Annotated in this window: 14 protein-coding genes; 11 read left to right on the top strand and 3 right to left on the bottom strand. The window is 68.3% G+C overall.

Features of this window, described 5'->3' with window-relative positions; genetic code table 11:
• Position 1: 1 nt before the first annotated feature.
• The 3 genes from FFT10_RS17515 to FFT10_RS17505 are packed head-to-tail and all read right to left on the bottom strand — an operon-like array spanning position 2 to position 4,583.
• On the bottom strand, positions 2–1,795 hold the full coding sequence (locus FFT10_RS17515) for an AMP-dependent synthetase/ligase (RefSeq protein ID WP_137734150.1): 1,794 nt from the start codon (positions 1,793–1,795) through the stop codon (positions 2–4).
• The gene (locus FFT10_RS17510; protein WP_137734149.1) at positions 1,795–2,931 is read right to left on the bottom strand and encodes an SDR family oxidoreductase; all 1,137 of its coding nucleotides are present in this window, start codon (positions 2,929–2,931) and stop codon (positions 1,795–1,797) included. Before FFT10_RS17510 ends, FFT10_RS17515 begins: the two co-directional genes overlap by 1 nt.
• A complete protein-coding gene (locus tag FFT10_RS17505; RefSeq protein WP_162520831.1) occupies positions 2,928–4,583 on the bottom strand; it encodes an FAD-binding oxidoreductase in 1,656 nt (551 codons plus the stop codon). The genes FFT10_RS17510 and FFT10_RS17505 overlap by 4 nt, the downstream gene beginning before the upstream one ends.
• Before the next feature lie 400 nt (positions 4,584–4,983).
• On the opposite strand from FFT10_RS17505, the gene FFT10_RS17500 reads away from it, so the two are divergent.
• From FFT10_RS17500 to FFT10_RS17450, 11 genes are read left to right on the top strand one after another with little or no spacing between them, the layout of a single operon-like run.
• A complete protein-coding gene (locus FFT10_RS17500; protein WP_137734249.1) occupies positions 4,984–5,619 on the top strand; it encodes an XrtA/PEP-CTERM system exopolysaccharide export protein in 636 nt (211 codons plus the stop codon).
• A 45-nt stretch (positions 5,620–5,664) separates the two neighbouring features.
• Entirely contained in the window at positions 5,665–7,251 is a 1,587-nt protein-coding gene (locus FFT10_RS17495; protein WP_137734147.1) for an XrtA system polysaccharide chain length determinant, read from the top strand.
• A gap of 5 nt (positions 7,252–7,256) precedes the next feature.
• On the top strand, positions 7,257–8,222 hold the full coding sequence (locus FFT10_RS17490; protein ID WP_137734146.1) for an XrtA-associated tyrosine autokinase: 966 nt from the start codon (positions 7,257–7,259) through the stop codon (positions 8,220–8,222).
• Positions 8,223–8,280: 58 nt separating this feature from the next.
• Positions 8,281–9,768, top strand: a complete 1,488-nt coding sequence (locus FFT10_RS17485; protein ID WP_162520830.1) for a TIGR03016 family PEP-CTERM system-associated outer membrane protein — start codon at positions 8,281–8,283, stop codon at positions 9,766–9,768.
• 2 nt (positions 9,769–9,770) lie between these two features.
• Positions 9,771–10,883 carry an XrtA/PEP-CTERM system-associated ATPase gene (locus FFT10_RS17480; protein ID WP_137734144.1) on the top strand — a complete coding sequence of 371 codons (1,113 nt, stop codon included), beginning with the start codon at positions 9,771–9,773 and terminating at the stop codon, positions 10,881–10,883.
• Positions 10,880–12,049: a non-hydrolyzing UDP-N-acetylglucosamine 2-epimerase gene (gene wecB / locus FFT10_RS17475; RefSeq protein ID WP_137734143.1), complete on the top strand. Its 1,170-nt coding sequence runs from the start codon at positions 10,880–10,882 to the stop codon at positions 12,047–12,049. The genes FFT10_RS17480 and wecB overlap by 4 nt, the downstream gene beginning before the upstream one ends.
• Positions 12,050–12,060: 11 nt before the next feature.
• Positions 12,061–12,933 (top strand): XrtA system polysaccharide deacetylase, encoded by an 873-nt coding sequence (locus tag FFT10_RS17470; RefSeq protein ID WP_137734142.1) that lies wholly within the window; start codon positions 12,061–12,063, stop codon positions 12,931–12,933.
• A gap of 12 nt (positions 12,934–12,945) precedes the next feature.
• Entirely contained in the window at positions 12,946–13,983 is a 1,038-nt protein-coding gene (locus FFT10_RS17465; protein ID WP_137734141.1) for a FemAB family XrtA/PEP-CTERM system-associated protein, read from the top strand.
• A 34-nt stretch (positions 13,984–14,017) separates the two neighbouring features.
• Positions 14,018–15,592, top strand: a complete 1,575-nt coding sequence (xrtA, locus tag FFT10_RS17460; RefSeq protein WP_137734140.1) for an exosortase A — start codon at positions 14,018–14,020, stop codon at positions 15,590–15,592.
• A 53-nt stretch (positions 15,593–15,645) separates the two neighbouring features.
• Positions 15,646–16,926: a nucleotide sugar dehydrogenase gene (locus FFT10_RS17455; protein WP_137734139.1), complete on the top strand. Its 1,281-nt coding sequence runs from the start codon at positions 15,646–15,648 to the stop codon at positions 16,924–16,926.
• Positions 16,926–18,101: a TIGR03088 family PEP-CTERM/XrtA system glycosyltransferase gene (locus tag FFT10_RS17450; protein ID WP_137734138.1), complete on the top strand. Its 1,176-nt coding sequence runs from the start codon at positions 16,926–16,928 to the stop codon at positions 18,099–18,101. The genes FFT10_RS17455 and FFT10_RS17450 overlap by 1 nt, the downstream gene beginning before the upstream one ends.
• Positions 18,102–18,220: the final 119 nt, after the last annotated feature.

Genomic DNA, 18,220 nt, shown 5'->3' with positions numbered 1-18,220 from the left:
ATCAAGGTGGCGCCAGGATGTCCGAGGGCGGGGCCAGCACCAGCAGCTCGGCACCTGCGCCGCCCGGCTGGCGTGCAAGCTGCGCGTCCAGCCAGTCGATGCTGGCGGCGTGCCGCTGGGCGATGGCGTTGCGCCGCAACTTCAGGTTGGGGGTCAGTTCGCCATGGGCCATGCTGAAGGCCTGGGGCAGCACCAGCACACCGGCCGGCCGTTCATGCGGGTTCAGCCGCCCGGCGGCCAGGCGCAGGCCGAGTTGCAGGGCTGCCCAACGCGCCGGCTCCAGGGCGGCCGGTGCGCACGTGCACAGCGCCACCGGAAACTTGCGCCCCGCCCCCAACAGCACGGCCTGGTCCACGCCGTCGACGCTCTGCAGCACGGCTTCAACGCCCGCAGGCGCAATGCGGCGGCCGGTGGATGTCTTGATCAGGTCGCCCAGCCGGCCGGTCAGGCTGAGGAAGCCATCGGCGTCCAGGCTGCCGAGGTCGCCGGTGCTGTAGAAGCCGTCGGCATCCCGTCCACCGTCGCTGGCGTCGCCCAGGTAACCTGCAAACAGACCAGGGCCACGCACCTGCACCATGCCGTCGGCGCCGATGCGGATGTCGTTGCCAGCCAGCGGCCGGCCGACGGTGCCGGGCCGGCTCTCGCCCAGTCGGTTCATGGCCATCGGCAGCACGTTCTCGCTGAGGCCATAGGCTTCCAGCAACGGCCAACCGAGCGCCTCGAAGTCGTCGAGCAGGGGCCGTGGCATCGGTGCCGAGCCCGACACCAGGCAACGCAGCCGTCCGCCCATCACCAGGCGGATGCGCCGCAGCACCAGGCGTTCTGCCAGCCAGTGTTGCGCTGCCAGGGTTGCAGGCAGCGGTCGGCGCGCCCGTTGGCAGGCCAGCACGCGGCGCCCGGTCTCCCAGCCCCAGCGCACGGCGGCCTGCAGCGGGCCGGGCATGCCGCCGACGCGGGCGACCAGGCCCTCATGCAGCTTTTCATAAAAGCGTGGGACGCCGATGAACACATCCGGTGCCGTGTTGGCGACTTGCGCCATCACCTCGCGCGGGTCACCCAGCAGGTCGGTGCCAGCGCCATTCTGGACGGCCGCCAGATTCACCACCCGCTGGAACAGGTTCGACAGCGGCAGCCAGCACAGCAGGCGGCCATTGGTGCCCACGAACGAGAAGGCGGCGGCAATGGCGTCGATCGCCAGGCCCAGCTGCCCATGGCTGTAGGCGATCCCCTTCGGCGCCCCGGTGGTGCCTGAGGTGAAGATCACGGTGGCTTCGTCGGCTGTGGTGGGGCCAGGCGGCGGCGTGCGGCCCTGGCCTTGACGCGCCAAGGCGTCCAGCGTCGTCCACTGGGGCGGCGGCGCACCGTCGGCCACCGGACCGATGGCGATCCACAGGCGGGTGGCGGCGCGCCGCTCGGCCGACAGTCCGGCCAGCACGCCGGGGTCGACCACCGCGAAGGCGGTCACGTCGGCCAAGTCGGCCATGGCGGCCAACCGCTCCGGCAGGTCGTGGGCATCGAGCCCGACCACCGAGGCGCCGAGGCCCAGCGACGCATGGTGCAGCAGTTCCCAGCCCAGCGACACCGGGGCGACGAGCGCGAGCCGGTCACCCTGGCGCAGCCCGGCAGCGGCCAGACCGCACCGCAGCTGCTCGACCTGGCGGCTGAAATCCTGCCAGCTCAGTGTCTGCCATCGACCGTCGGCCGTCTGGTGGCGGAAGGCGATGGCGCCTGGGCTGGCCGCCACACGGCGTGCCAGCCGGGCGGGCACGGTGTCGTCTGACGGGAGGCCGGCCATCAGTGCCGTGCCGCTGCGCGTGCAGCCAGGTGCGCCAGATAGTGCTGCAGCACCGGTTGCAGATAGTCGGCAACGTCCGGCAGCGGCAGGCCGGCGTCCTGCAAGCGGCGCAGGCTGTCGGTGTTGCTGAAGCCCTGGTCTTCGGCCAGGTAGGCCAGCACGGGCGGCAGCCCGCGCAGCGCGCGCCGGGTGCGGGCGCCGGCCAGCGCGCCGATCACCGGCACCAGCCGCTCCAGCCAGCGCCGGTCCAGGGTGCGTAGCGTGGGCAGCGGGCGGCCGTGGCGTTGCCAGGTCTCGCGCACCACTTGCTGCAGCGTGGTGATCGGGATGGCGTGCGCGGGCCCGGAGCACAGGTGGAAGATCTGGCCTGCCGTCTGCGGATGGGCGCTGGCCCAGGCGATGGCGTCGGCCACCCAGTCCACCGGCACCGTGTCCAGCCGGGTGTGGCCCAAGGTGGGCATGATCCCGAAGGTGCGGCCGCCGCTGAGAAATTCGCAAAGGTGATAGAAAACCTGGAAGTGAATCACCCGGCCATCGCGCGAGTCGCCCACCACCATGCTGGGGCGGTGCACCGTGATCGGCAATCCGCGGCCTTCGGCCCAGATCACGCGTTCGGCCTCGGCTTTGGCGGCTTCGTAGGTGTTGTGGAAGTCGCTCACCTCGGGCAGCGGGCGTTCCGGCATCGTCCCGGGGCTGCGGCCCCAGACCCCGACGGTGCTCACCAGGTCCACCTTGCGCAGTTGGCCCTGGGTGGCGCAGTCACGCGCCAGCGCCAGCACGCTGCGCGTCGGCGTCACGGCGGTGGCGCGGGCTTCGCCCAGCGCCATGTTGAGCTTGACGCTGGCGGCGCAGTGGATGATGTGGGTGACCTGCTGCGCCAGGTCTGCGTGCTGCGCGCCTGACAGCCCGAGCTGCGGCTGCGCGATGTCGCCGCGCACGGCGTGCAGCCGCTGCAGCCGCGGGTCACCGTCGGCCAAGGTCCAGGCCGCGTGCAAGCCGGTCAGCCGGTTCCGCAGGTCTGCGCTGTCGCTGGCGCGCAGCAGCACGGTGACCTGCTGGTTCGGATCGGCCAGCAGTCTGGGCAGCAGGGCGCTGCCGATGGTGCCGCTGGCACCGGTCAGGAAGACATGGCTCATGGGCGATCAGCGGGCCGCAACGGCGTGCCGTAGCGGCCAGGGGCGATCAGGTTCTGCGGGTCGACGGCGGCCTTGATCGTCGCCAACAGGTCGCGCGCGACGGGATTGCTGTCCATGGCGCCGGGCATGCTCATGCTGGTGGCGCGGTATGGCGGATAGCCCTCGCGGATGTAGACCTCGCGGGCCTCGTCGTACCAGGCGCGTGCGCGCTCAGCCTCGACCGGATCATGGCGGTCGTAGAACACGCCGACGAGCAGGATCACCGCCCGCGCGCTTTCGACGATCACTTCGACGAAGAAGTCGAACTCGTGCTTGTCGAAGACCTGCTTGGTGACCGCCAGCGCACGCATCACATGCTCGGCATTGAAGGGCACCACTGGCCCGATCCAGACGAAACCGCAGCCGTCGCGCGCCGGGTCGATGTCGGTGGCGGGCTTTTCGGGATGCGACTTGAAATAGGCCTGACGCACGAAGTCGTCCGTCGGGATGCCGCGGAACAGGTTGATGGCCGGCACCATCACATCGGTGAACTCGGGCGACTTGCCCAGCCAGCGGTTGACCACTGGCGCCACCTTGCGCACCAGCTGGCCATACCAGTCATCCCGCACGGCCGCGCCGATGAACTGCACCATGCCGTAGCGGCCCAGCACCTTGCGCAGCATGCGCTTCTGGTAGCGCACTTCCTCCTTGCTGCCGTAGAGCCCGGCACCGAAGGTCCAGCTGGCAACGCCGTGCTCCTGCCGCCACCGGGCCGCCGCCTCCTCGCTGAGGTGCCGCCGTCCGCCCAGCAGATCCTTCGGGTACTGCGCCAGGATGCACATCATCGCGAAGCTGTTCGCCAGGTGCGGGTGCGAGCGCAGCGCGCGCGACATCACCAGCTCCCGCAGATCGTCGATGAACGCCCCCAGGCGCGACGGGTCGGCCTTGTACTCGAACGCCGCGAAGTCGAAGACCTCCGGCGCAGGCATCAGCCAGACGCCGGCGCGCACCACCACGCCCAGGTTGGACTGCACGAACAGGCCGTCCATGTACGGCCCGACACCCCACTTGTAGCCGTGGCGCACCGTGTTGTGGCCGGTCGGCCCGCCGCCGGTTTCCAGCAGCCGGCCGTCGGGCAGCACCACATCCATGCCGCACAGGCTGCCGAAGTGGTCCGCCATGGGCGTGAGGCCGCGGCCCTTGTCCAGCGCATTGCCGATCACGCTGGCGTACTGCGTGCTGCCAGCGCAGTCGGCCCACAGGCGCGACCCCGACTGCTTCAGGTGGTCATTGAGCTGCTTGTAGGTGACGCCAGGCTCGATGACGGCATAGCCCAGCTGTTCATCGACCTGCACGATCTGGTTCATCCGTTCGAGGATGACGGTGATCCCCCGGTCGTACGCGGCGGATCGCTCGCCATAGCCCCAGTTCTTGCCGGTGCTGACGGGCCAGAGCGGGACATCGGCGGCCGCCGCGGCCTGCACGACGGCCTGCACCTCGGACGTCGACCGGGGGTACACCACGGCGCTGGGCAGCGTGCGCATCGGCACGCAGGTGCGGGTGACCTGCTCGACGGCCGCCGGCTCGGACTTCACACCATCGGGTCCGACGATGGACTGCAACTGCTGGATCAGGGCGGCAGCGAGCTGGTCAGTCGGTAGGCGGGCATTCATGGGATGGGACTCCAGCAGGGGGTGGCGGCACGGCCTGCGCATTGGGTGGCGCCGTGCGGCATCGGCGTTGGGATTGTGCGCGTCCGGTGCCAATCCTGGACCAGCCGGATGTTGCCGCAGTGCGCCAAAGTGGTTCCGTCGAACTCCGCTGGAAGTCGGGTTCAGCCGTTCATTCGTCGTTGGCGGCGATGGATTTCGGGCTGGGTGACGATGAATCCGTGAAGTCTTGGGTGCGGGTGGCCGACGGGTCACCTGTCCGGTGTTCGCCACGCACAGACGCTATGCGATCATCTGCGTCCTGCGATTGCCGGTGGCAGGCTGCCATGCTGGCATGCGCCGCGCGCCGGCTCCGCCTGGTCGAATTCGCCTGGCGCGCACCGATCTGAACAAGGACCCGAAGATGAAGTTGATTCTGGACAGCCTGTCGCGCTGGATTGCCTGGGGTGCCCTCGGTGCGGCTGTGGTCGGGCTCACGGCCTGCGCGTCAGGGCCGACCCATCCGCCTGCGCCGGCCACGGCCGAGACGTCGGACGCCTACACCTACATCATCGGCGCAGGCGACAACCTCAACATCATCGTCTGGCGCAATCCGGAGCTGTCCATGTCGGTGCCCGTTCGGCCCGATGGCAAGGTGGCCGCGCCGCTGGTGGAGGAAATCGTCGCGCAGGGCAAGACATCGACCCAACTGGCGCGCGATGTCGAGGCGCAGCTGTCGAAGTACGTGCGCGATCCTGTGGTCACCGTGCTGGTGACCAGCTTCGTCGGCCCCTACAGCGAGCAGATCCGCGTGGTGGGCGAGGCCGCCAAGCCGCAGTTTCTGAACTACAAAAAGAACATGACGTTGCTGGACGTCATGATCGCCGTGGGCGGCCTCACCGACTTCGCGGCGGGCAACAGCGCCACCATCCTGCGCACCAGCGATGGCGGCAAGCAGTACGCGGTGCGCCTGAAGGACCTGATCAAGCGTGGTGACGTGTCGGCCAACGTCGAGATGCGGCCGGGTGACATCCTGGTCATTCCGCAAAGCCTCTTTTGAGACTTCGCCTGACGTCCCACGACCTGACCTGACCGGGCGACAAACATGGAAGAACTGATCGCACAGATTGGCGCGGTCGCGCGCGGCATGTGGCGTTTCCGCTGGGCCGGCCTGGTGGTGGCCTGGGTGGTGGGTGCTGTCGGCGCGGTCGTGGCGTTCAAGGTGCCCGACCGGTTCGAGGCCACTGCACGCATCTACGTCGACACCCAGTCGATCCTGAAGCCGCTGATGTCGGGGCTGGCCGTCCAGCCCAACGTGGATCAGCAGGTGGCGATGCTCAGCCGCACGCTGCTCAGCCGGCCGAACATCGAGAAGCTGGTGCGCATGGCCGATCTGGACCTCAAGAGCGAGTCCAAGGCGCAGCAGGAGGCGCTGATCGAACGGCTGATGAAGGAGGTCTCCATCAGGTCCACCGGCCGCGACAACCTGTACACCTTGAGCTACCAGGAGTCGGACAAGGACAAGTCCAAGCGGGTGATCCAGTCGATGGTGTCCATCTTCGTCGAGTCCAGCCTCGGCGCCAGCCGCAAGGACACGGATTCGGCCAAGGTGTTCCTGGACGAGCAGATCAAGACCTACGAGACCAAGCTGGAAGAGGCGGAAGGGCGCCTGAAGGATTTCCGGCTGCGCAACATCGACTTGCAGACGGGCGACGGCAAGGACTCCGCCAGCCGCCTGGCCGAGGCCTCGCAGGCGCTGGAGGCAGCAAAGCTGCAGCTGCGCGAAGCCGAGCAGTCGCGCGATGCGGCGAAGAAGCAGCTGGCTGCCGAAAGGGGTGGCAGCGCGGCCGATTCCGTCACGCAGAGCCTGTTGCAGGAGTCCTCGATCTCGGTTGCAACGCCTGAGATCGATGGGCGGTTGGAAGCGCAGCGTCGCAACCTGGACGGCCTGCTGCAGCGCTACACCGAACAGCATCCGGATGTCGCGAGCACGCGCCGCCTGATTGCCGACCTGGAACGGCAGAAGGCCAAGGAAGTTGCCGAGCTGCGCAAGGCTGCCCTGGCCATGCCGGCGTCCAACGGCGGGCCGAACGCCAGCCTGGCATCGCAGGAGCTGGCGCGGATGTTGGCCACATCCGAGGTGCAGGTCGCGGCCTTGCGCGCCCGCGTCTCGGAGTTCCAGGCCCGCTACGCACAGGCGAAGTCGCTCACCCGGACGTCGCCCCAGATCGAGGCGGAGGCGGCGCAGCTGAACCGCGACTACGCCATCGTCAAGAAGAACTACGAAGACCTGGTGGCGCGCAGGCAGTCCGCCGTGATGTCGGGCGACCTGGACATGGCCTCGGGCGTGGTGGACTTCCGGCTGATCGATCCGCCGCGGGTATCGCCCAAGCCGGTGTCGCCGAACCGCATGCTGTTGCTGCTGGTGGCGCTGGGCTTGTCGGTCGCCGCAGGATTGGGCGTGACCTTCGTGGCGTCCCAGGTGCGCCCGGTCTTCGACGACGTGCACCAGTTGCGCGCCAAGACCGGTCTGCCCTTGCTGGGCGTGGTCTCGATGATCCTGAGCGACGACGACCGCAAGCGTGAGCGCTCCGGGCGCATCCGGTTCCTGGCTGGCTCTGGCGGCCTGCTGGCGTCCTATCTGGTGGCGATCGTCACGGTCTCGATTCTTGCCGCGCGGCAAGTGGGTTGAATCGCATGAGCAGCTTGATTGAACAGGCGGCGGAACGGCTGGCCAAGATCCGGGCGGCAGGCATCGAGCTGGCGGATGATCCGGTACCCGCCGTGCCCGCTGGGGCGCCGGCCATCGCACCGCCGCAACCGGTGCCAGTCCCGGTCGAGGCGCCCGCTGCGGTCCTGTCCAAGCAGGTGCAGCTCGACTTGGTCGCATTGGCTGCCGCCGGCTATCTGGTGCCCGCGGCCCCGCGCTCGCACACCGCTGACCAGTACCGCGTGATCAAGCGGCCCTTGATCAAGAACGCCGTCGGGAAGGACGGTGCGCGGGTCAACCATGGCAACCTGATCATGATGACCAGTGCCATGCCGGGCGAGGGCAAGAGCTTCACGGCCATCAACCTGGCGATGAGCATCGCCTCGGAACTGGACCACACGGTGATGCTGGTCGACGCCGATGTGGCCCGGCCGTCCGTGCTGAAGAAGCTGGGGCTCACCGAGGCGCCCGGCTTGCTCGATCTGCTGGAAGGCAAGGCTGAGATGAGCGATGTGCTCATGCGCACCAACATCGACAAGCTGACCATCCTGCCGAGCGGTCGGCCGCATCCCAAGTCCACGGAATTGCTGGCCAGCGATGCGATGCGCCAGCTACTCAGCGACATGGCCTCCCGCTACCCCGACCGGATCATCATCTTTGATTCTCCGCCGTTGCTGCTGACGACCGAGGCACGGGTGCTGGCCACGCAGATGGGGCAGGTGGTGCTGGTCGTGCATGCCGGCAAGACCTTGCAGGCCGATGTGGAACATGCCCTGTCCACCATCGACCAGTGCCCGATCCGGATGATGTTGCTGAACAAGGCGCGCACGGACACGCAGGGCGCCTATGGCTACGGCTATGGCTACGGGTACGGCTACGGTGAGACTTATGGCTATGGCGATGCCGCGCCAGCGGAAGGCGGGGGGCTGCCCAATGCCGCGAAAGCCGGCTAGGCGAGCGTCCGCGCTGCCGCCGACTTCGCTGCGCGCGGGTGGTTGGCCCAGGGCTGTCGTGTCGGCCGCCGCCGGTGCGCTGGCCAGTGGCGTCGTGCTGGCCGCCGATCAGCCAGGGCTGGCACGCACCGTCGCCGTGACGCCGTTCATCTCCGTCACCCAGACGTTCACCGACAACCACCTGATGAGTGAACTGGGTCGCGGTGACGCCATCACGCGCTTGAATGCGGGGGTGGGCTTGCGCACACGTTCCAGCGCCGCGCAGGGCTTGCTGGACTACACACTCAGCGGTGATCTGCATGCGCGCCACAGTGGTCGCAACACGGTACAGAACGCGCTGAACGCCAGCTTGCTGGCCGACCTGCTGGAAAACCGGCTGCGGCTGAACGCCTCTGCCAGCATCGCGCAGAGTGCCGTGTCTGCCTTCGGCGTCCAGCCAGGTGGTGTCGCCAGCAACAACGTCAACAGCACCGAGGTGCGCACATTGCAGGTGGCGCCGACGCTGCGCGGCAATCTGGGGCCCGGGATGCGGTACACCGCGTCGGTGTCGCACGCCATCACCGATGCATCCGGCCGTGGCACCGGCGATTCGGTCACCACGTCGGCCAATGCCAAGTTCGAGCCGCGGACGGCCGCACGCGTCGGCTGGTCGGTCGAGGCGTCGCACCTGACCTCGGACTTCAAGCGCGGCCGTGTCACCCAGACCAACCGGCTGACCGCCGGACTGGGCAGCAACCTCGACGACATCGACCTGTCGGTCAACGTGCGTGCAGGTGTCGAGCAGTCCAACCTGACCAGCCTGGAGCGCCAGAGCGATGCCACCTGGGGCGTGGGTGCCGTCTGGGCGCCGTCGCCCAGAACGCGGGTCTCCGCCGATCTGGACCAGCGCGCGTTCGGGCGATCCCATTCGGTGACCGCGCAGCACCGCTTGGCCAGACTGAGCTTCAGCTACCGGAACAGCCGTTCGCTGTCGACGGCCGGCAATCTGGCGCAGGGCGGGCCGGATGTGATCTACCAGCTGGTGGCGTTGCAGTTCGCGTCGATCACCAACGCAGTGGAGCGCGACGCGGCCGTCCGGCGGCGGCTGGTCGAGCTGGGCCTCGACCCGACCCGCATCCCGTCGATCGGCTTTCTCTCGTCGGCGGTGACCATCCAGGAGGCGCAGGAGTTTTCCGTCGTCTGGAACGGCCGTCGCGACAGCGTGGCGGCGTCGATCAGCCGCAGCAACACGCAACGGGCCGACACGCTGTCGGCGGCGGCCGATGATCTGGGCCTGTCGGGCGCGGTCGCGCTGTCGAACCTGTCGGTCAGCTGGTCACACCAGCTCACCCCCGGCTCGTCGATGGCGCTGACGCTGACCGCCATGCGCGGCAACGGCGACACAGCGGTGCAGTCCAACCGGCAGACCCGTGTGGAACTGCTCTACAACACGAGCCTGACACCTGCCAGCTTCGCCACGGTCTCGGTGCGGCGCGGCGCCTACAGGACGGCCCTGAAACCTTACGACGAGAGCGCGATCGCCGCCTCGTACGGCATCCGGTTCTAGCCATGTATGAATCCTTCTACGGGCTGACCAACAAGCCCTTCCAGCTCAATCCCGATCCCAGCTTCTACTTCGGCAGCAAGCAGCATCGGCGCGCCAAGGCCTACCTGGACTATGGTGTCTCGCGCAACGAAGGCTTCATCGTCATCACCGGCGAGATCGGTGCCGGCAAGACCACGCTGCTGCGGGCCTTGATCGACGGCCTGCACGGCACCAACGTGGTGGTGGGCCACCTGGTCACCACCCAGCTGGGCGCCGAGGACACCTTGCGCATGGTCGGTGCGTCCTTCGGCTTCAAGGTCAAGGATGTGCCCAAGAGCGAGCTGCTGATCACGCTCGAGGCCTTCCTGATCAGCCAGACCAGCAAGGGCAAGCGTTGCCTGCTGATCGTCGACGAGGCGCAGAACCTCACGCCGCGTGCGGTGGAAGAGTTGCGCATGCTGTCGAACTTCCAGTTCGGCAACCAGGCGCTGATGCAGAGCTTCCTGGTCGGCCAGCCCGAGTTCCGGGAGATCCTGCAGCGGCCCGAGATGGAGCAGTTCCGCCAGCGCGTGGCGGCCACCTGCCACATCGGTCCCATGGACCTGGACGAGACGCAGCACTACATCGAGCACCGGCTGAAGTGCGCCGGCTCCACCGGCAAGCCCAGTTTCAGTGCCGACGCCTACGAGGCCATCTACAAGGCCAGCGGTGGTGTGCCGCGGCGCATCAACTCGGTGTGCGACCGGGTGCTGCTGGCCGGCTTCCTGGCCGACAAGACCCACCTGGAGGCGGTCGACGTCGACGACGTGGTCAAGGAGTTCGCCCAGGAGGCCGCCGTGCCGCAGCGCCGCCCGGTGGTGGCCGACAGCATGAACAGCGAGCTGTCCGCCGCTGCCGGCCCGGTCACCGGCGCTGCTGCGCTGGATGTCGACCTGGGCCAGCTGCAACTCGATCCGGCGGCCGCCGACACGATGTCGCGCCAGCTGGTGCGGCTGTCGGCCGACCAGCGCGGCGACCAGATCCAGCGCCTGGAGCGCGGACTGCTGCGCCTGGAGCGCAGCAATCTGCAGGTGCTCGCGATGCTGCAGCAGCTGGTCGCCGCCGTGAAGAAGCCCAGTGACGAAGGACCCAAATGACGACCCGAGAGCAGGTGGCCACGGCAGCACCCCGGACTGGCCCGGTGATGTGCGTGGTGGGGGCCCGCCCCAATTTCATGAAGATGGCGCCGATCCTGCGCGCCCTGGCAACCCACCAGCCTCCGTTGCCGGCGCTGCTGGTGCACACCGGCCAGCACTACGACCAGGGCATGAGCCACCAGCTGTTCGATGACCTGGGCCTGCCCCGGCCCGACCTGAACCTGGAGGTGGGCTCTGGTTCCCATGCGGTGCAGACGGCCGAAGTGATGAAGCGCTTCGAGCCCGCGCTCGATGCCCACCAGCCCAGCTGCGTGCTGGTGGTCGGCGACGTCAATTCGACCCTGGCCTGCACCCTGGTCGCGGTGAAGAAGAGCGTGCCGGTGGTGCATGTGGAGGCCGGGCTGCGCAGCTGGGACCGCAAGATGCCCGAGGAGATCAACCGGGTGTTGACCGACCAGGTGGCCGACCGCCTGTACACCACCGAGCGCAGCGCGCTGGACAACCTGCTGCGTGAAGGCATCGACGAGGCGCGTGTCTGCTTCGCGGGCAACGTGATGATCGACTCCCTGGTCGCCAACAAGCCCAAGGCCCGGCCCGCGGCCGAGACCTTGCAGGCCCACGGCTTTGATCCATCGCTGGTCCGCCAGGCGGGTGGTTACGGCGTCGTCACGCTGCACCGGCCCTCCAATGTCGATGACGCCGACACCCTGCGCGCACTGCTGTCGGTGCTGGGCGAGGTGGCGGCGCAGCTGCCGCTGGTGTTCGCGCTGCACCCCCGTACCCGCAACAACATCGAGCGCTTCGGCCTGGCCGGCCTGATCGACACGCAGCGCACGGCCTTGTTGCCGCCCCAGGGTTACCTGGAGATGCTGGGCCTGATGCGGGACGCCACCCTGGTGCTGACCGACTCGGGTGGCCTGCAGGAAGAGACCACGGCACTCGGTGTGCCCTGCCTGACGCTGCGCGAGAACACCGAGCGCCCGATCACCGCCGAGCAGGGCACCAACACCCTGGTGGGCCGGGACCGCAATGCCATCCTGGCCGGCGCGGCCGAGATCCTGCGCGGCGACGGCAAGCGGGGGCGGGTGCCGGAGTTCTGGGACGGCCATGCCGCCGACCGGATCGCCGCCGACCTGCACCGCTGGCTGCTGGCTGGTGCCCCCTGAGTCCGCCGACCATGCCCGCGCCTGTTCCGATCACCAACGCGCTGACCATCGACGTCGAGGACTACTTCCAGGTCTCGGCGATGGCGCCGTACATCCGCCGCAGCGAGTGGGACACCCGCGAATGCCGGGTCGAGGCCAATGTCGAGCGCATCCTCGCGTTGCTGGCCCGGCACGACACCCGAGCCACCTTCTTCACCCTGGGCTGGGTGGCCGAGCGCTACCCGCAACTGGTGCGGCGCATCGTCGCCGGTGGCCACGAGCTGGCCAGCCACGGCCATGGCCATGAGCGCGCCAGCGATCTCAGCCGCGAGGCCTTCACCCAGGACATCGTGCGTGCCAAGCGTCTGCTGGAAGACGTGGGCGGCGTGGCAGTGCAGGGCTACCGTGCGCCGAGCTTCTCCATCGGCCATGGCAACCTGTGGGCCTTCGACTGCCTGCTGGAGACCGGCCACCGCTACAGCAGCAGCATCTATCCGATCCAGCATGACCACTACGGCATGCCCGACGCGCCGCGCTTTGCCCATGCGGTGCGCGACGGCCTGCTCGAGGTGCCGGTGACCACCGTGCGCCTGGGCGAGCGCAACCTGCCGTCGTCGGGCGGTGGCTGGTTCCGGCTGTTCCCCTACGCGCTGACGCGCTGGATGATCCAGCGGGTGAACCGGGAGGACCAAGCGCCGGCGATCTTCTATTTCCATCCCTGGGAAATCGATCACGGCCAACCCCGCATCCCGGGCATCAACCTGAAGACGCGGTTCCGCCACTATGTGAACATCGGTCGGACCGAGCAACGGCTGGACGCCCTGTTGCGCGATTTCCGCTGGGGTCGCATGGACGACATCTTCCTGCCACATGCTTCGCCAGGCCGGCTTGCGGCCGCGAACTGAACCGCCAACCCCGTGATCGAGATCAAGCGACTGTCTGTCGCGGACGCCGCCGTGGCTGCCCGCTGGGACGCCTTCGTGATGGCCTGTCCGCAGGCCAGCTTCTTCCACCGTGCCGGCTGGGCGCGGGCGCTCGACCGTGTCTTCCACCATCCGCTGTACCTGCTGTATGCCGAGCGCGACGGGCGCATCGAAGGCGTGCTGCCGCTGGCCCAGGTCAAGAGCATGCTGTTCGGCCATGCGGTGGTGAGCCTGCCGTTTGCGGTGTACGGCGGCGTGGCCGCCGACACGCCCGAAGCCGCCGCCGCGCTGGAGGCCGAGGCCGCCCGCCTGACTCGGCAGCTGGGCGCCCAGCACCTGGAGCTGCGCCATGTCGAGCGACGCCATGACGACTGGCCGCTGCAGGACCTGTACGTCACCTTCCGCAAGCCCATCCTGCCCGACGAGGAGGCCAACATGCTGGCCATCCCGCGCAAGCAGCGGGCGATGGTGCGCAAGGGCATCAAGAACGGGCTGGTCAGCCGCATCGACGGCAGCGTCGACCGCTTCTTCGCGCTGTATGCCGACAACGTGCACCGCCACGGCACGCCTGCGCTGCCCAAGCGCTGGTTCCAGGCGCTGCGCGACGAGTTCGGCGCCGATTGCGACGTGCTGACCGTCGAGTCGGCCGACGGCAAGCCGCTGTCGTCGGTGCTCAGTTTCTACTTTCGCGGCGAGCTGCTGGCCTACTACGCCGGCGACGATGAGTCTGCCCGCGATCTGGCCTGCAACGACTTCAAGTACTGGGAGCTGATGCGCCACGGCCTGGCCCGCGGCTGCACCGTGTTCGACTACGGCCGCAGCAAGCTGGGCACCGGGCCCTATGCCTTCAAGAAGAACTGGGGCTTCGAGCCCACGCCGCTGCACTACGAGTACCAGCTCTACAAGCGGGATGCCGTGCCCCAGAACAACCCCAACAACCCCAAGTACAAGCTGCTGATCGAGACTTGGCGGCGCATGCCCATCGGCCTGGCCAACGCGCTGGGGCCGATGCTGGTGCGCAGCCTGGGCTGATGGTGCACACGAACCGACGCAGTTGGATACCGCGATGACATCGTTGACCATGAACACGGCACGGGTGGATGGGGCTTGGCGGGCACCCATCGTGTCGGTCCTGCTGGTGTTGGCCGCGGTGATCCTGCTGTACTGGGACACCGGCGCGGCGATGGTCGGCATCTGGCTCCGCTCGGAGACCTTCACCCATGCGTTCGTCGTGCCGCCCATGGTTGCCTGGCTGATCTGGCGCAAGCGCGGTGAACTGGCGCCGCTGCAGCCCAGTCCGTCCGCCTGGGCCCTGGTGCCGATGGCCGGTGCGGCCATGCTGTGGTGGCTGGGCGATCTGGTGAACGTGGCCGCGGCGACCCAGGTCGCGCTGGTGGCGATGATCGTGGCGAGTGTGCCGCTGGTGCTGGGATGGCGGGTGGCCGCGACGCTGGCCTTTCCGCTGGCCTTCCTGTTCTTCGCCGTGCCGATCGGCGAGTTCATGACGCCCACGCTGATGCACTGGACTGCCGAGGTGCTGGTCGGCTCGTTGCGGCTCACCGGCATCCCGGTGTACCAGGAGGGCCAGCACCTGGTGATCCCGTCAGGACGCTGGGCCGTGGTCGAGGCCTGCAGCGGCATCCGCTACCTGATGGCGACGTTCATGGTCGGTAGCCTGTTCGCCTACCTGAACTACCAGACCACCCGCAAGCGGCTGATCTTCGTGGCGATCTCTCTGGTGCTTCCGGTGGTGGCGAACTGGGTGCGGGCCTACATCATCGTGATGCTGGGGCATCTGTCGAACAACCAGATCGCCACCGGCGTGGACCATCTGGTCTATGGCTGGGTCTTCTTCGGCGTCGTCATCCTGGCGCTGTTCTTCATCGGTGCACGGTGGGCGGATCCGGATGATGCCGATGCGCTGGAAGCAGCCGCCGTCCGGCAGGCGGCCATGCGCGCTGAAGCCCCCGTCGCACCTTGGCGCCCTGCGCTGGTGGCCTTGATGGCACTGGTCGTGTTGGCGATGCCGAATCTGGGCCGGCTTCAAGACCAGGCGGGTGGTGCGCAGGCGACAGTCCGGCTTCAACTGCCGAGCGCCATGGGCCAGTGGCAAGCGGCGCCGCAGGTCTCCGGGCGCTGGGCCCCCCACTTTCCCAAGGCGACGCAGAGCCAGGCGCGCAGCTACAACGGCCCGGACGGCGAGGTCACGGTCCACCTGGCCTACTACCGTGGGCAACGGGCGGATGTGAAGCTGGTTAGTTCTGTCAATGGCTTCGTCGTCGGTGACCGTCCATGGCATGTCGTGCGACAAGGTGCTGTCTCCACGGTCGTGAATGGTCGGCCTGTGGTCTGGCGCAAGGCGGTGCTGGCCAACACCGACGTGCTGTCCAATTCAGGCCGGGGGACGCTGACGGTCTGGCGTCTCTACTGGCTGGGGGGGCGACTGGCGCACGGTGATGTCGAGGCCAAGATGGCCCAGGCCTGGCAGGCCGTCATGGGCGAGCCGGACGATGGTGCCGCCATCCACCTCGCTTCCAACCTCACGGACGAAACCGAGGCCGCTCGGCAACTGACTTCCTTCGTGAATGAGAATTTCGCCATGCTGGAACGCGCCCTGGCCGCTGCCAGGGCGAGCCGCTGATCCTGGCTGATGGACAATCGCCCGCTTTTGCGGACTGAAGGACGACGCGCATCATGACAACCGTGGCAGTGATCGGGCTGGGCTATGTGGGCCTGCCCCTGGTGGTGGAATTCGGCAAGCAGGTGCGCACCATCGGCTTCGACATCGCGCTCAACAAGGTGGCGGCCTGCCAACGCGGCACCGACCCATCCCGCGAACTGCCCGACGAAGCCCTGGCGGCCGCCACGCATGCGGTCTACACCGCCGATGGCGCCATGCTGGCCGAGGCCGACATCGTCATCGTGGCGGTGCCCACGCCCGTGGACGAGGCGCACATCCCTGACTTCAGGCCGCTCATCGGCGCCTCCATCAGTGCCGGCCGCAATCTGAAGAAGGGTGCCATCGTCGTCTACGAGAGCACCGTCTACCCCGGTGCCACCGAAGAGGTGTGCATCCCGGTGCTCGAGCGTGAGTCGGGCCTGAAGTGGAAGCAGGACTTCTTCGTCGGCTACAGCCCCGAGCGCATCAACCCGGGCGACAAGGAGCACACGCTCACCAAGATCCTGAAGATCGTCTCCGGCGACACGCCCGACACGCTGGACAAGGTGGCCAAGCTCTATGAAATGATCGTCGAGCCCGGCGTGCACCGCGCCAGCAGCATCAAGGCTGCCGAAGCGGCCAAGGTGATCGAGAACACCCAGCGCGACCTGAACATCGCGCTGATGAACGAGCTGGCGATCATCTTCGACAAGATGGGCATCGACACCAGCGAGGTGCTGGAAGCCGCCGGCACCAAGTGGAACTTCCTGAAGTTCAAGCCCGGCCTGGTGGGCGGCCATTGCATCGGCGTCGACCCGTACTACCTGACGCACAAGGCCGACATGCTGGGCTACCACCCGCAGGTCATCCTGGCGGGCCGGCGCATCAACGACGGCATGGGCAAGTTCATCGCCGAGCAGACCATCAAGCACATGATCGCCGCGGGCAGCACCATCAAGGGCGCCAAGGTGAACGTGCTGGGCCTGACCTTCAAGGAAGACTGCGGCGACCTGCGCAACAGCAAGGTCGTCGACATCATCCGTGAGTTGCAGAGCTACGGCGTGGAAGTGCATGTCACCGACCCGACCGCCGATCCGGAAGAGGCGGTGCACGAGTACGGCGTGACGCTGCAGCGCTTCGAGGACCTGCCGCTTGCCGATGCGGTGGTGGCCGCGGTGGCCCACCGTGAGTACAAGGGCCTGTCGATCGAGGACCTGGGCCGCAAGCTGGTCCAGGGTGGCGCCTTCATCGATGTGAAGGCGTCGTTCGATGCCGCTTCCATCACCGGAGCCGGCTACAAGCTCTGGCGGTTGTGATGCCTGGGCGCAACCCGCGCCCTTTGATCGCCCACATCCTCCACCGCTTCGACACCGGTGGCCTGGAGAACGGCGTCGTCAACCTGATCAACCATCTGCCGGCTGCCGCGTTCAGGCATGTGGTGATCGCGCTGACCGAGGTCACCGACTTCCGCCAGCGGCTGCGTTCGCCTGAAGTCGAGTGCATTGCGCTGCACAAGCCGCCGGGCCAGGGGGCCAGGATCTATCCGCAGGTCTGGCGCCTGCTGCGGCGCCTGCAGCCGGCCATCGTGCACAGCCGCAACCTGGCGGCGCTGGAGATGCAGCCGGCCGCGTGGGCCGCACGGGTGCCGGTGCGCATCCACGGCGAGCATGGCCGGGACATCGAAGACCTGGACGGCAGCAGCCTGCGGCACCAGCGCATCCGCCGCCTCTACGCCCCCTTCGTGCAGCGCCATGTCGCGCTGTCGCAGGACCTGGCCGGGTACCTGACCGACCGTGTCGGCATCGCCCCCGGCCGCGTGCGGCAGATCTACAACGGCGTCGACGCGCAACGCTTCCACCCGTCGGGCGACGGGCCGGATCCCATCCCGGGCTGCCCGTTTGCGGCCCCGGCCCACTGGCTGGTGGGCAGCGTGGGTCGCATGCAGACGGTCAAGCACCAGACGCTGCTGGCCCGCGCCTTTGTCCTGGCGCTGCAGCAGCAGCCAGCCCTGCGCGCGCGCCTGCGGCTGGTGCTGGTGGGCGATGGGCCGCTGCGGGCGCAGGCCCAGGCCGTGCTGGCCGACGCCGGCGTGGCCGATCTGGCCTGGCTGCCGGGGGAGCGCGTCGATGTGCCGGCCATCATGCGCGGGCTGCATGCCTTCGCGCTGCCTTCACTCGCCGAAGGCGTGTCCAACACCATCCTCGAGGCCATGGCGACCGGCCTGCCGGTTCTGGCCACCGACGTGGGCGGCAATGCCGAGCTGGTGCAGCATGGGCACACCGGACTGGTGGTGCCCAGTGACGATGCGCCCGCCATGGCCCAGGCCCTGTGCCAGCTGGCGCAGCAGCCGCAGCGTTCCGCCGGCATGGGCGCGGCCGGGCGGTCTGCGGTGGACGCGCGTTTCAGCCTGCAGGCCATGGTGGCCGCTTACCATGCGCTGTATGCGGAGCACCTGCAGCGGGCCGGCTGGCCGGTGGGTCGGCCAGGATGACCCTGGCCCAGGCCGGTTGTGCGCGTGGCAGATGTCATGCCGTTGCGGCCCCACCGGTGGCCGTCGGCGCCGCAGCGGCCGCGGCCTGACCTACCATCCCCACCTTGCCCGGTCCATGC

Origin of the sequence: Pseudaquabacterium pictum (assembly GCF_005403045.1) — a bacterium.
Classification (GTDB): Bacteria; Pseudomonadota; Gammaproteobacteria; order Burkholderiales; family Burkholderiaceae_C; genus Pseudaquabacterium; species Pseudaquabacterium pictum.
The sequence above is the reverse complement of the archived record's forward strand: the minus strand, read 5'-3'. Positions and strand labels throughout refer to the sequence as shown.